Annotated in this window: 11 protein-coding genes; 6 read left to right on the top strand and 5 right to left on the bottom strand. The window is 67.7% G+C overall.

What is annotated here, in order from left to right; translation table 11 throughout:
* Positions 1-62 precede the first annotated feature (62 nt).
* Positions 63-866 carry a hypothetical protein gene (locus OUA97_RS14545; protein ID WP_267232678.1) on the top strand — a complete coding sequence of 268 codons (804 nt, stop codon included), beginning with the start codon at positions 63-65 and terminating at the stop codon, positions 864-866.
* Here the strand turns inward: OUA97_RS14545 and OUA97_RS14540 are convergent.
* Both OUA97_RS14540 and ppk2 read right to left on the bottom strand, forming a co-directional pair.
* Positions 859-2,061 (bottom strand): winged helix-turn-helix domain-containing protein, encoded by a 1,203-nt coding sequence (locus tag OUA97_RS14540; protein ID WP_267232677.1) that lies wholly within the window; start codon positions 2,059-2,061, stop codon positions 859-861. The two genes, OUA97_RS14545 and OUA97_RS14540, sit on opposite strands and share 8 nt — an antisense overlap.
* A gap of 6 nt (positions 2,062-2,067) precedes the next feature.
* A complete protein-coding gene (gene ppk2, locus OUA97_RS14535; RefSeq protein ID WP_267232675.1) occupies positions 2,068-2,841 on the bottom strand; it encodes a polyphosphate kinase 2 in 774 nt (257 codons plus the stop codon).
* Positions 2,842-2,889: 48 nt separating this feature from the next.
* Here ppk2 and OUA97_RS14530 point away from each other — a divergent pair, with 48 nt between their 5' ends.
* The 3 genes from OUA97_RS14530 to OUA97_RS14520 all read left to right on the top strand — a co-directional run bounded on the left by OUA97_RS14530 (position 2,890) and on the right by OUA97_RS14520 (position 5,462).
* Complete coding sequence (locus tag OUA97_RS14530; protein ID WP_267232673.1) at positions 2,890-3,624, top strand: 16S rRNA (uracil(1498)-N(3))-methyltransferase; 735 nt, start codon at positions 2,890-2,892, stop codon at positions 3,622-3,624.
* A 90-nt stretch (positions 3,625-3,714) separates the two neighbouring features.
* Positions 3,715-5,073, top strand: a complete 1,359-nt coding sequence (locus OUA97_RS14525) for a glutamate--cysteine ligase (protein ID WP_267232671.1) — start codon at positions 3,715-3,717, stop codon at positions 5,071-5,073.
* Between the two features lie 2 nt (positions 5,074-5,075).
* Positions 5,076-5,462: a GFA family protein gene (locus tag OUA97_RS14520; RefSeq protein WP_267232670.1), complete on the top strand. Its 387-nt coding sequence runs from the start codon at positions 5,076-5,078 to the stop codon at positions 5,460-5,462.
* A 6-nt stretch (positions 5,463-5,468) separates the two neighbouring features.
* On the opposite strand, the gene OUA97_RS14515 is transcribed toward OUA97_RS14520, so the two are convergent.
* The gene (locus OUA97_RS14515) at positions 5,469-5,957 is read right to left on the bottom strand and encodes a DUF427 domain-containing protein (RefSeq protein ID WP_267232669.1); all 489 of its coding nucleotides are present in this window, start codon (positions 5,955-5,957) and stop codon (positions 5,469-5,471) included.
* Between the two features lie 189 nt (positions 5,958-6,146).
* Here OUA97_RS14515 and OUA97_RS14510 point away from each other — a divergent pair, with 189 nt between their 5' ends.
* A complete protein-coding gene (locus OUA97_RS14510) occupies positions 6,147-7,988 on the top strand; it encodes a peptide MFS transporter (RefSeq protein WP_267232668.1) in 1,842 nt (613 codons plus the stop codon).
* Positions 7,989-8,060: 72 nt separating this feature from the next.
* Here the strand turns inward: OUA97_RS14510 and OUA97_RS14505 are convergent, their stop codons facing one another.
* Entirely contained in the window at positions 8,061-10,106 is a 2,046-nt protein-coding gene (locus OUA97_RS14505; RefSeq protein ID WP_267232667.1) for a TonB-dependent receptor plug domain-containing protein, read from the bottom strand.
* A gap of 132 nt (positions 10,107-10,238) precedes the next feature.
* Positions 10,239-11,669, bottom strand: a complete 1,431-nt coding sequence (gene tldD, locus OUA97_RS14500; RefSeq protein ID WP_267232666.1) for a metalloprotease TldD — start codon at positions 11,667-11,669, stop codon at positions 10,239-10,241.
* Between the two features lie 358 nt (positions 11,670-12,027).
* Between tldD and coxB the strand changes: the two genes are divergently transcribed.
* A partial coding sequence (gene coxB / locus OUA97_RS14495; protein ID WP_267232665.1) for a cytochrome c oxidase subunit II occupies positions 12,028-12,916 on the top strand: 889 nt, incomplete at its 3' end.

The raw sequence follows: 12,916 nt of genomic DNA, 5'->3' as shown, positions 1-12,916 counted from the left end.
ACACGGGCATGGCCGCCCGTGCTAAATGACCCCCAGGGCCCGAGCGGTCCTGGGGGAGTCGCATGACCTATGTCGAACAGGTGGTTCAGTGGCTGCGCGACCGTCTGGCGCGTGAGCCGTCGCTGGCCAACCCGCGTGAACTGAATGTCGCGCTGCGGGTGCTGGCGATCTGGCGCTCGCGCGCGATCGCCGACGCCTATGTCCGCCACTATGGCGCAAGGATCATGCAGGGGCCTTTCGCCGGCATGGAGTACGTCACCTCGGCGACCGAGGGGGCCCTGACCCCGCGGCTGATCGGGACCTACGAATCGGAACTGCACCCCTATCTCGCGACCTTCGCGGCCAAGCCGCTGGATTGTGTGATCGATGTCGGCTGCGCCGAGGGCTACTACGCGGTCGGCCTGGCGCGGTTGATGCCCGGCGTCACGGTCCACGCCTTCGACATCCAGGAGAAGGCGCGTCTGGCCTGCGCCGAACTCGCCGCAAAGAACGGCGTGACGGACCGGGTCGTCATCGGCGAACGCTTTGAGCCCGACGGCTTCGAGGCGTTCAGGGGGCGCCGCTGCCTGGTGCTGGTCGACATCGAGGGGGCCGAGGACGACCTGCTGCGTCCTGACCTGTCGCCGGCCCTGGCCGGCATGGATCTGATCGTCGAGACTCACGACGTCTATCGGCGGGGCGTGCTGGATCGCCTGGTCGAGCGGTTCGGCCCGACGCACGACATCGTCCGCCTCGATCCCCAGCCCAAGACCCTGCCGCTGCCCGACTTCCTCAAGGGCGCGAGCCACCTCGACCAACTGCTGGCGGTTTGGGAGTTCCGCCTTCAGGCGACCCCCTGGCTGGTGATGACGCCGAAGGCTAGCTGAGCGCGCTCGCCAGCCGCGCCGCAAGGTCGCCCTTCGGCGCGACCTCGACCCGGTCGAGGCCCAGCCAACCGGCCATGAGCTTCAGCTCGGCGGCCAGCAAGGCCGGAGTCTCGTCGTTCGCGCCGGGCTCCGCATGGGCGGCCTGGACCATCAGCAGGCCCTTTTTGCGCTCGGCCTTCAGGTCGACCCGGGCGGTGATCGCCTCGCCCTGCAGGAACGGCAACACGTAGTAGCCGTGCACGCGCTTGTGGGCCGGGGTGTAGATCTCCAGCCGCACCCGGGTCCCGAACAGCCGCTCAGTCCGCTCGCGGAACCAGATCAGGTTGTCGAACGGCGAGAGCAGGGCGTTGGCGGTGATCTTGCGCGGGCGTCTCGCGTCGCGGTGGAGATAGGCCCGGTTCTCCCAGCCCTTGACCTTCACCGGTGTCAGGTCGCCGGCCTCGACCAGTTCGGCCAGACGCGCCCTGGTCTCCGCCACGCCCATGCGGAAGTAGTCGCGCAGGTCCCGTTCCGTGGCCACGCCTTGGGCCCGCGCAGCGATCCGGAGCAGTTCGCGCTGCGCCTCCTCGCGGGGCGGCGGCTCTTCGAGGGCGGCCTTGGGCAGCACCCTCTCGGGCAGGCCGTAGACCCGTTCGAAGGTCCCGCGCCGGGTGGCGGTAGTCAGGTCGCCGACCCAGAACAGGGATTCCAGCGCCCGCTTGCCCTCGCTCCAGCCCCACCAGCTGCCGGCGCCCTTGGCACCCAGGCTGAGCTCCGAGGCCGGCATCGGTCCGCGGGCGGCGATCTCGTCCAGGCACTTGTCGATGAAGTCGCCGTGGCTGCGCAGGAACCGGGCGATGCCCTTCCAGGTGCCGACCCCGGCGCGGGCGTCGTCCATCCGCCAACGGAGCAGCCGGTGCGTCGCGGCCGGCAGCAGCGAGGCCTCGTGCGCCCAGTACTCGACCAGGGCCGGGCGCTTGCCCCAGGCGATCTCCTCCAGCAGCGGCCGCGGATAGGCGCCGAGCCGCGAGAACATCGGCAGGTAGTGGGTGCGCGACACCACGTTGACCGAGTCGATCTGCACGACCCCCAGCCGCTCGATAGTCTTCAGCAGGTGGCGCTTGCCGGGGGCGGCCGGCCGCCGCTCGGCGAAGCCCTGTGCGGCCAGCGCGATGCGCCGGGCCTCGCCCGCCGAGATATCCTCCACCCCCGTCACCCGCGGCTACTTGTTCAGGCGGCCTTCGGCGATGGCGCCGATCTCGAACGGGAACAGCACCTGGCTGTCGGGAGCGTCAACGCTGTCGGCGATCTCCTGCGGTGCGATGGTTTTGATCAGGTGGCGCATGACGTTGATGCGCGCGACTTTTTTCTCGTCGGTGACCACGCAGGTCCAGGGCGACAAGGTCTGATGGGTGCGGGTCAGCATCTCGTCGCGCGCGGCGCTGTAGTCGGCCCATTTTTCCTGGGCCACATCGTCCAGAGGGCTGGTCTTCAACGCCTTGAGCGGATTTTCACGCCGCTCCTTCAGCCGCTCTCCCTGCTCTTTCCGGCTGATGTCGAGCCAGATCTTTACCAGCTTCAAACCGCTCTCGATCTGCATTTCCTCGAAGTGCGGGACGTCGCGCAGAAAGATCTCCTGGTCCTTTTGACTCGAGAACCCCATCACCCGCTCGACCCCGGCGCGGTTGTACCAGGAGCGGTTGAAGATCACGACCTGGCCGGCCGACGGCAGGTGCGGGACATAGCGCTGGAAGTACCACTGGCTGGATTCCAGTTCGGTGGGCTTGGGCAGGGCCACCACCCGCGTGGCGCGGATCGACATGTGCTCGGTGATCCGGCTGATCGCGCCGTCCTTACCGGCCGCGTCGCGGCCTTCGAAGATCACCAGCACCTTGTCGCCCGCCTTCATCGCGTGCTGCTGGTAGCGCACCAGGGCCAGCTGCAGCTCCGCGAGCTCGGCCTCGTACGCGTCGTCGCCGTTGTCTGACTTCGCCATGGATCGAAGCCTAGTCCTGAACCGCCGCCCAGGGCTAGAACCTCGTGCATGATCCGTCTCCACGTCGCCGCCGACCTTTCCCAGGATGTCGCCCTTGGGCTCGACCACGGTCAGAGCCACTACCTGACGTCGGTGATGCGTCGGGCGGTCGGCGACGAGGTGCTCGTCTTCAACGGCCGGGACGGGGAGTGGCGCGCGGTGATCGAGGTGTCCGGCAAGCGCGGCGTCATCCTGCGGCCCAAGGCGTTGGAGCGGCGCCAGGCGTTCGGCCCGGACCTCGACCTGGTGATCGCCCTGGTCAAACGCTCACGGGTCGAGACCATCGTCGAGAAGGCGGCCGAACTCGGCGCACGCCGCGTGCGGCTGGTGATCACCGAGCGGACCAACGCCGAGCGCACCCGCGTCGACCGCCTGGCGGCCATCGCCGCCGAGGCTGCGGAACAGACCGGCCGCCTCGACGTGCCGGAGATTTTCGAGCCGGTGAAGCTCGCCAAGCTGATTGAGGGCTGGGCCGCGCCGCGCCGGCTGCTGTTCTGCGACGAAGCGGGAGACGCGAGGCCGGTCCTGCAGGCCCTGGAGGGCGCGGCGCCAGCCCCCTGGTCCATCCTGATCGGTCCCGAGGGGGGATTTTCGCCGAGCGAACGTGAAGCCTTGCGGAACCTTCCCTACGCCACGCCCGCTACCCTGGGGCCGCGGATTCTGCGGGCTGACACCGCCGCCATCAGCGCGCTTACCCTCTGGCAGGCCGCACAGGGCGACTGGCGGAGCCATGAGGTTTCCTGAGGCGTCTTGAGGTTTCCTGAATTGCGCCCACCTGTCTGAGCGGCGTAAAGATCGCGCCGCTTTTGGCTGGATTGGGCTGGGGAGAACGAGATGGCCGACGTCGTGACCGACGAGCGCCCCCTCACGCTGGAGGACCTGGTCCGCTGGTTCGAGGCCGGGGAAAAGCCTGCCAGCGCTTGGCGCGTGGGCGCAGAGCACGAGAAGTTCGTGTTCCGCCTTGGGATCGCCGAGCCGATTCCGTATGACGGCCCGGCCGGCATCCAGGCCCTGCTCAACGGCCTGACGCGATTCGGCTGGAAAGGCGTCTACGAGGGCGACAACATCATCGCCCTCGAACGCGGCATGGCCAATGTCAGCCTCGAGCCCGGCGGCCAGTTCGAACTCTCCGGCGCGCCGCTGGAGACCATGCACGAGATCTGCGAGGAGACCGGCCAGCATCTCACCGAGGTGAAGACCGTCGCCGACGAACTCGGCCTCGGCTTCCTCGGCCTCGGTTTCACGCCGATCTGGCGGCGGGACGAGATCCCCGTGATGCCCAAGGGCCGCTACAAGATCATGCGCGAGTACATGCCCAAGGTCGGCAAGCTCGGCCTCGACATGATGTTCCGCACCTGTACGGTCCAGGCCAATCTCGACTTCGGCTCGGAAGCCGACATGGTGGCCAAGTTCCGCGCCAGCCTGGCCCTGCAGCCCATCGCCACGGCGCTGTTCGCCAATTCGCCGTTCATCGAGGGCAAGCCGTCCGGCTTCCTGTCGGCGCGCGCCAACGTCTGGACCGACACTGATCCCGACCGCACCGGTATGCTGGACTTCGTCTTCGCCGACGGCTTCGGCTACGAGACCTACGCCAACTACGCCCTCGACGTGCCGATGTACTTCGCCAAGCGCGACGGCAAGTACGTCGACCTCGCCGGCCGCTCGTTCCGCAAGTTCATGGCCGGCGAACTGGCCGAACTGCCCGGCGACCGTCCCAGCCTCAAGGACTGGGCGGACCACACCACCACCGCCTTCCCGGAAGTACGCCTCAAGCAATACCTGGAGATGCGCGGCGCCGATTCCGGCCCCTGGAGCCGTCTCTGCGCCCTGCCCGCGTTGTGGGCGGGGATCTTCTACGATCAGGCCGCGCTCGCCGCCGCCTGGGACCTCTGCAAGGACTGGCAGGTTGAGGACCACGAGCGCCTGCGCGCCGACGTCGCCCGCCTGGGCCTCAAGGCCCAGGTCAATGGCCGTAGCGTCCAGGACGTGGCCAAGGACATGGTCGCCATCGCCAAGCAGGGCCTGAAGAACCGCAACCGACTCAGCGCCGGCATGGTCGACGAGAGCGGCTACCTGGCCGAGCTCGAAGACATCGCCGACAGCGGGATCACCCCGGCCGAACGCCTTCTCGAACTCTACCACGGCCCCTGGAAGGGCGACGTTCGCCGGGTGTTCGAGGACTTCGCCTACTGACCATGCTGGCCGGCTCGTGCCACTGCGGAGCCGTGCGCTTCCAGGTCGAGGCGGAGATTACCGAACTCACCACATGCGATTGCTCGCTGTGTGTGAAGAAGAACGCTGTGATGGCCAAGGTGCACGAGAGCGCCCTCACCGTCACCGCGGGCGAGGACGCGCTCTCGCTCTATCGCTGGAATACCGGGATCGCGCGGCACTACTTCTGCAGCCGATGCGGGATCTACACCTTCCATCGCAAGCGGGCCGCGCCCGACCACTTCGGGGTCAACGTCTTCTGCCTGGACGGCTTCGATCGCGCCGCCGTACCAGTGCGCGCCACAGAGGGCCTCGGCATGACGCTGGAGGATCCGGACGCGCGCCCGGAATGGCCCGGGCCGCGGGTCTGACGGCGCCTAGCCTTCGGGGGACGGCGAGGTGACGTTCGGCGGCCAATGGTCGCGCTGGCTGGCGCCGGCGCCGCTGTCGGTATGTTGCACGATCTGGTCGACCGCCGCATGCGGGTGCTTTGGGTCGACGAGCATGTCCTCCACCGCGTAGACCTCGACCTTGTCCGGATAGAAGGCCAGCCGGCCGCGGATCGCGTCCATCGCCGGGTAGGGCTCCTCGTAGGTCCAGACCGCGTTCTCGGCGAACCGGCCGTCCATCAGGATCGTGTAGTAGGCCGCGTCGCCCTTGTACGGACAATGGGTTTGGCGCTCGCTGCGCGAGAAGTACTCCATCGATACGTCGGCCCGCGGGAAGTACGCGACCGGCGCATAGCTCGCCTCGGTGAGGATGAGGACATCGCCGCTGTCGGCGATCACGTGCTCGCCGTACATGGCGCGCCAGCGGGTCTTGGCGGGGGTGATCTCGATGGGATGGTCGGGGCCGGGGGTCAGCATGGGGACGCTCCTCCTTCGTGCAGATGCAACGCTCAAGGTGGGGGGCGGGCTCCCTCATTGCCAAGCTTCAGGCGCCCGATTGCTTGTGCTCGGCCCGGCTGCGTGATCTTCTCCCGCCAAATTAGCCCGGCGGGGGCGAAAACGACCCTCTGAAGAGCCGGCAGTCCAAGGAATCGGAATACCGCCCTCATGAACATCGTAATCCTTTTGGGGATCGTCATTACGTTGGCGACCGGGATCCCCGTCCTCATGCAGTTGCTCAAGCAGCATCCGCGAGGACTGATCATCCTGTTCTTCGCCGAGATGTGGGAGCGGTTCTCCTACTACGGGATGCGCGGCATCCTGATCTTCTTCCTGACCCAGCACCTGCTGTTCGACGACGCCACCGCCGGCGCGCAATACGGCTCCTACACCAGCCTGGTCTACCTGCTGCCGCTGATCGGCGGCCTGCTCGCCGACCGCTATCTCGGCACCCGCAAGGCGGTGGCCTTCGGCGCCCTGCTGCTGGTCGCCGGCCACCTGACCATGGCGGTCGAAGGCAAGCCCGCGACCCAGCAGCTCGTCTATGGCGGCCAGAAGTACGAGGTCGTCGCCGAGGGCCGGATGGAATCGCGCACCGTCAAGCTGATGGTCGGCGACAAGGCCTATGATTTCGGTCCCGCCGAGGGCGGCGGCCTGGAGATCAAGGGCCTGCAGGCCGGCGGCCCGCTGCCGGCCGTCCTGGCCAAGGACAGCTACACCATGGAGAAGCAGGTCGATCCGCTCGGCAAGAACGCGTTCTACCTGGCGGTTTCGCTGATCATCATGGGCGTCGGTTTCCTGAAGCCGAACATCTCCACCATCGTCGGCCAGCTCTATCCGCAGGGCGACCCGCGCCGGGATTCCGGCTTCACCCTCTACTACTACGGAATCAACCTTGGGGCCTTCTGGGCCTCGGTGCTCTGCGGCCTGCTCGGCCAGACGGTCGGCTGGTGGGCGGGCTTCGGCCTCGCCGGCGTCGGCATGGCCCTGGGCTGGGTCGTCTTCGTGTTCGGCAAGCCGCTGTTGCAGGGCAAGGGCGAGCCGCCGAACCTCGAACTGCTGAAGGCGCCGGTCGCCGGCCCGATCAACCGCGAATGGCTGATCTACATCCTCGCCATCCTCGGCGTGGCCCCGATCTGGCTGCTGGTTCAGAGCAACCAGCTGGTCGGCTGGGCGCTTGGAATCTCCACCGTCCTGGCCCTGCTGTTCATCGGCTACTTCCTGACGGTGAAGTGCGACAAGATCGAGCGCGAGCGGATGCTGCTGGCGCTGGTCCTGATCTTCGGCTCGGTCGTGTTCTTCACCCTGTTCGAACAGGCCGGCACCTCGCTCAACCTGTTCGCCGCCCGCAACGTCGACCTGATGGGCATCTCCGCGGCCCAGACTCAGTCGTTCAACGCCGGCTTCATCCTGATCTTCGCGCCGGTCTTCGCGGCGATGTGGGCCTGGCTGGGCGCGCGCGGCCGCGATCCGAACCCGACGCTGAAGTTCGGCTTCGGCCTGCTGCAGGTCGGCCTCGGCTTCCTGGTGGTCGTCTGGGCCCAGGGCCTGGCCGACGACAACTATCGCCTGCCGCTGATCATGCTGGCGCTGCTCTACATGCTGCACACCACGGGCGAGCTCTTCCTCTCGCCGGTGGGCCTGTCGGAGATCACCAAACTTTCGGTGGCCTCGGTGGTCTCGTTCATGATGGCCGTGTGGTTCCTGTCCTCCTCGATCGCCCAGTACGTCGGCGGTATCATCGCCGGGGCCATGGGAACCGAAACGGTGGGCGGCCAAGTGCTGGATCCGGCCGCGGCGCTGGCCACCTCGATGGACGGCTTCAACAAGCTCGGCTGGGCCGGCGTCGCCGTTGGTCTGGTGTTCGTGGCGCTGAGCTTCTTCATCAAGCATTGGGCCCACGGCGCCAACGGTCCGGGCCACGCCCAGCCCGAGCCGATCGCTCCGGTGCTGGACGGTGAACGCCAGGCCGTGAACCCGGCCGCCGTCCGGGCCGACCGCGAGAGCTGACGCGGCCTGCGTGAGGCACGACATAAGGGCCGGACGCAGCGATGCGTCCGGCCCTTCTTCGTTGGAGCTGCGTCAGGCGCCGAACGTCTTGCGGATGCGGACGTAGTACATCCGCCCGAACTCCAGCTTGCGGTCGTCGGTGAACAGCACCTGGCTCGAGCCGCGCGGGCCGTCATAGACCGTGCGCGTGCGGCGCAGGCCCCGTTCGGTGATGTTGGGCAGTTCGAAGCGGACGATGATATCCGGCCGCACTCGCCACTCGGCGAACGGCCGCACGAAGGTTCCCAGCTTGAAGGTCGAGACCTCGTTGAACCGATAACTGGTCTCGCGCCAGCCGCCATAGACGTCGACGCCCCAGGTCGTGCGCCACTGCGGCAGATCCTGAGAGAAGGTCGCCTCCCACTCCACCGGGCGCAGCTTGGAGATCTCGCGGCTCTCGCCGGTGGTCGGGTCGGTGACGTCCGACCGCCGCCAGGTCGCCTCGCCCTTCAACTGGGCGCCGGTCAGGCCGAATCGGTCCAGCGGCGCGGTCAGGTTCAGCACCAGCTCGTCCTTGGTCCCGTCGCCGATGTTGGCCGGCGAGTCGAAGATCGCGACCTCGGTGATGATCGGGGCCCGGTCGATCACGTCGGTCAGGGCCGAGCGGCGCAACGTCACGCCAACCACGCCCTCCTTCCAGAACCGCTGTTCGACCGCGATCTCGCTGACCCAGGCTTGTTCGGGGTTGAGGTCGGGATTGCCGGCGGTCACCACGCCCGTGTTCAGCGACGAATCGGCCACGAAGTCGTCGAACGACAGTTGCCCGACCACGCGCTCGAAGCGCAGGCGCACCTGCGTCGCCTCGGTCGGCGCCCAGGCCGCCGCCAACCGCGGCTTCAGGAAGTTCAGGCTCTTTTCCAGCGCCACGTCGCCGGATGAGGAGATCGACGAGGCCTCGTAGCGGAGGCCGCCCTCGAGCGTCCATTTGCTGGTCGGCCGCCAGACGCTCTTGGCGAACACTTCGCCGCGGGTCTCCTCGACGACCACGTTGGCGGCGGGCAGCGGGATCGGCGTCCCGCTCACCGTCAGGCGGGTGTCGCTTTGGAGCTTGTTGAACGCGCCTTCGCCGCCGGCCTCGAAAGAGAGGGTCTCGCTGGACCGATAGGACAGCACGCCCCGACCGATGGTCTCGCTGCCTTCACGCTTGAGGTTGAAGCGATCTTCTTCGAGCGCCTCGACATAGACCGAGGAGATGTCGCGGTCGCGCGTCTGGCGCAGGCCGATCAGGTCCAGGGTCGCGCGCGAGCCTACGTCGCGCGTGAAGCGCAGGCCGAGCTCGGTCTCATGGGTGTGGTTGATATCGTCGGTCGTCGCCAGACCCGCCTCGGGCAGGACGATGACGTTGTCCTCCTTGAACTTGTACTTCTCCCAGAACAGTCGTCCGTTGATGCGGAACTTGCCCCCCAGGACCGGCTGCTCGTAGGCCCCGGTCAGGGTCTGGTTGCCGATGCCGCCGGTCGAATCGATCTGGCTGACGCGGAGCGGCCGCCCGTCCGCGCCGAGGACCACGCCGGGACCGAAGTCGCCGCCGTCGTCTGCGCCGAAGCCGTAGCGGGCCGAGCCTTCCCAGTTGCGGCCCTCGCGGCCGCCCGACAGCTCCAGCCGGAAGCCGTGCAGGTTGCGGCCGTCATAGATGTGGTTGTTGGCTACCGCGACCAGGCCCTGCAGGCCGCCGCCGGGCTTGCGGATCACGTTGGCGATGACCGGCCGGCCCTGCATGTCGATGCCCGGCGCGCCGCCGCGGATCAGGTCGATGCGCTCGATCTGCGCGACCGGCACCCGGCGCAGCAGTTCGTCCAGCGGATCGGTCTTGCTGGTCGGGCGCTGGCCGTCGATCAGGGCGTTGCCGCCGCCGCCCTCGAAGCCGCGGATCTTGTCGCCGGTGTCGAGCGTGAAGCCAGGCAGCCGCAGCAGCATCTCCCAGGCGTTGGCCGCCTGACTGTCGGCGAAGAAGGCCGCGGGGTAACTGATCACCCCTTCGGTGGCGGCGGGCTCGGCAGTGGCGGACGGAGTGGAAATCCCTGTCGCCGCCTCGGGAGCGGCGAGGGCGAGTGCGGAGGCCAGGGCCGGCGCGATCATGTAACATTGCTCCCCAAAGACGCAGGCAAGTGACCTGCGCCCCCGGGTGCGCGCCAATTAAATCCAGGAAATGTGGATTAATTTCCTGAAAGAAATCCGATGATTACGGGTTCGTAACCATCGGATTCAGGTCTAGATGCTGGTGCCGCCGACGGTCAGGCCGGTCAGCTTCAGCGAGGGTTGGCCTACGCCGACCGGCACGCTCTGGCCCGACTTGCCGCACACCCCGACGCCGGCGTCGAAGTCGAAGTCGTCGCCGATCATCGTCACCCTGGTCAGGGCCGAGGGGCCGTCGCCGATCAGGGTCGCGCCCTTGACCGGAGTGGTGATCTTGCCGTCCTCGATCAGGTAGGCCTCGGTGCACTGGAAGACGAACTTGCCGTTGGTGATGTCGACCTGGCCGCCGCCGAAGTTGGCGCAGTAGAGCCCGCGCTTGGTCGAGGCGATCATCTCCTCGCGCTTGTGCTGCCCGCCCAACATGGCGGTGTTGGTCATCCGCGGCATCGGCATGTGCGCATAGGATTGGCGCCGTCCGTTGCCGGTGGCGGTCATGCCCATCAGCCGCGCGCTCATCCGGTCGTGCATGTAGCCGACCAGGATGCCGTCCTCGATCAGGATCGTGCGCTCGGTCGGGGTGCCTTCGTCGTCGACGGTCAGCGATCCGCGGCGGCCGGGCAGGGTGCCGTCGTCGAAGACCGTGACCCCCGGGGCGGCGACGCGCTGGCCGATCTTGCCGGAGAACGCCGAGGTGCCCTTGCGGTTGAAGTCGCCCTCCAACCCGTGGCCGACCGCCTCGTGCAGCAGCACCCCGTTCCAGCCTGGGCCCAGCACCACGTCCATCTCGCCGGCGGGGCAGGGGACGGCGTCCAGATTGACCAGCGCCTGACGAATGGCCTCGTCGGCCTGGGCCTGCCACTTGTCGGGCGCGATCCAGGCGTCGAAGCCGGCGCGGCCGCCGGCGCCGGAATAGCCGCTCTCGCGCTTGCCGTCCTTCTCCAGGGTGACCTGGACGTTCACCCGGCACAGCGGGCGCACGTCGCGGATCAGGCGGCCGTCGGCGCGCAGGATCTCCACGATCCGCCGCTCGCCGGCGATGCTGGCCATCACCTGCACCACGCGCGGGTCGCGCGCCCGCACCCAGGCGTCGATCTCCTGCAGCAGGGTGACCTTGTCGGAGAAAGCGGGCGAGGCGGTCGGATCGTCCTCGCCGTAGAGCTTGGTGTTGGTGGCGCGCGGGCCCTCGGCCGACACGCCGGAATAGCCGCGCTTGGCCAGGGCCGACGATTGTCCCGCGCGCTTGATCGCCGCTTCGGACACCTCGCTCGAATGCGAGTAGCCGGCGGTCTCGCCGGCGACCACCCGCAGGCCGAAGCCTTCGGACGAATCGTACGAGGCTGACTTCAGCCGCCCGTCGTCGAACAGGAAGGCCTCGCTCTCGGAGCGTTCGACGAACAGTTCGCCGTCGTCGGCGCCGGCCAGCGCCTCGCCGAGGAGCTCGCGGGCGCGTTCGGGGGCGACTCCGACGGAATCGAGAATCGAGGCGGCGGGGGCGAGGGCGTTCATCGTCAGATCTGCTTTCGGAAGGCGAGCCCACAGAAATAGGTGCTTGCGCCCCGGACGTCACCCCAATCCGCCGCCGACCGTTCGTGTCCGCCGGCGCCTTGATGGAAGCCCGACGGCTTAACCTTCCGCAGTTATGCGAAAACGGCCATTTTCAGGCGTGGGCGAACCGTCCGAAGGGGCTGCATGTCGAGACATTGCGCCATAGGGGGTCTTAGCGCCTTGGCAAGCTACGGGAGAGCGCGTATGCACCCCGGCTTAAGGGCGGGGCCTCGCGGTTTGCGCGGCGCTACGTCTTGATTCAGTCGGCGGGGGCGATCGTCTTTCGCGAGGCGCGGCCGGCCAAGCAGACCGAGGGGACATGAAGTCTAGGGTTCAGGGCATGCGGACGTGGGCGGCGGCAGCCGCGGCGGGCGCAACGTCGGCGTTCTGGGGCGTCCAGGCGTTCGCAGAGGAATTGATGGGGCAACCGACCCCGGGCGGCATCGGGCTGCAGCCGGCTGCTTCGCCGCTGAAGCACGCTGCGCACGATTTCCACAATCTTATCCTGCTGCCGATCATCACGCTGATCTGCGTGTTCGTGCTGGCGCTGCTGATCTGGGTCGTGGTGCGCTACAACAAGCGCTCGAACCCGGTTCCGGCGAAGTGGAGCCACAACACGCTGATCGAAGTGATCTGGACGGTCGTGCCGGTCCTGATCCTGATGTTCGTCGCGATCTTCTCGTTCCGGCTGCTGTTCGCCTATCACGACATGCCCAAGCCGGATTACACGGTGAAGGCCACCGGCTATCAGTGGTACTGGGGCTATGAGCTTCCCGATCAGAAGGTCAGCGAGTTCGTTTCGAACATGCTGCCCGAGGAAGAAGCCAAGAAGCGTGACGTTCCCTTCCGCCTGGCTTCGACCGAGCCGCTGGTCGTTCCGGTCAACAAGACCGTCCGCGTGCTGGTCACCGGCGCCGACGTCATCCACGCCTTCGCCCTGCCGGCCTTCGGTCTGAAGATCGACGCGATCCCGGGCCGCATCAACGAAACCTGGTTCAAGGCCGAGCGTACCGGCACCTTCTACGGCCAGTGTTCGGAACTCTGCGGCGTTGACCACGCGTTCATGCCGATCGAGATCAAGGTCGTGACCCAGCCGGAATTCGAGGCGTGGGTGGCTTCCAAGGGCGGTTCGATGACCCCCGACGCCCCGGCCCCGGCCGCTGCTCCGGCGGCGCCCGCCGCCGCGGCCGCCGAAGGCGCCGCGACCC

Origin of the sequence: Phenylobacterium sp. 58.2.17 (assembly GCF_026411515.1) — a bacterium.
Taxonomy (GTDB): Bacteria; Pseudomonadota; Alphaproteobacteria; order Caulobacterales; family Caulobacteraceae; genus Phenylobacterium.
This window is presented reverse-complemented; position numbering and strand designations above follow the sequence as displayed.

What these genes read in the sequence shown, in the direction of transcription:
- OUA97_RS14545 (WP_267232678.1), top strand. Translation starts at nt 63, where the DNA reads ATGACCTATGTCGAACAGGTGGTTCAGTGGCTGCGCGACCGTCTGGCG.
- ppk2 (WP_267232675.1), bottom strand. Translation starts at nt 2,841, where the DNA reads ATGGCGAAGTCAGACAACGGCGACGACGCGTACGAGGCCGAGCTCGCG.
- OUA97_RS14530 (WP_267232673.1), top strand. Translation starts at nt 2,890, where the DNA reads ATGATCCGTCTCCACGTCGCCGCCGACCTTTCCCAGGATGTCGCCCTT.
- OUA97_RS14525 (WP_267232671.1), top strand. Translation starts at nt 3,715, where the DNA reads ATGGCCGACGTCGTGACCGACGAGCGCCCCCTCACGCTGGAGGACCTG.
- OUA97_RS14520 (WP_267232670.1), top strand. Translation starts at nt 5,076, where the DNA reads ATGCTGGCCGGCTCGTGCCACTGCGGAGCCGTGCGCTTCCAGGTCGAG.
- OUA97_RS14515 (WP_267232669.1), bottom strand. Translation starts at nt 5,957, where the DNA reads ATGCTGACCCCCGGCCCCGACCATCCCATCGAGATCACCCCCGCCAAG.
- OUA97_RS14510 (WP_267232668.1), top strand. Translation starts at nt 6,147, where the DNA reads ATGAACATCGTAATCCTTTTGGGGATCGTCATTACGTTGGCGACCGGG.
- OUA97_RS14505 (WP_267232667.1), bottom strand. Translation starts at nt 10,106, where the DNA reads ATGATCGCGCCGGCCCTGGCCTCCGCACTCGCCCTCGCCGCTCCCGAG.
- tldD (WP_267232666.1), bottom strand. Translation starts at nt 11,669, where the DNA reads ATGAACGCCCTCGCCCCCGCCGCCTCGATTCTCGATTCCGTCGGAGTC.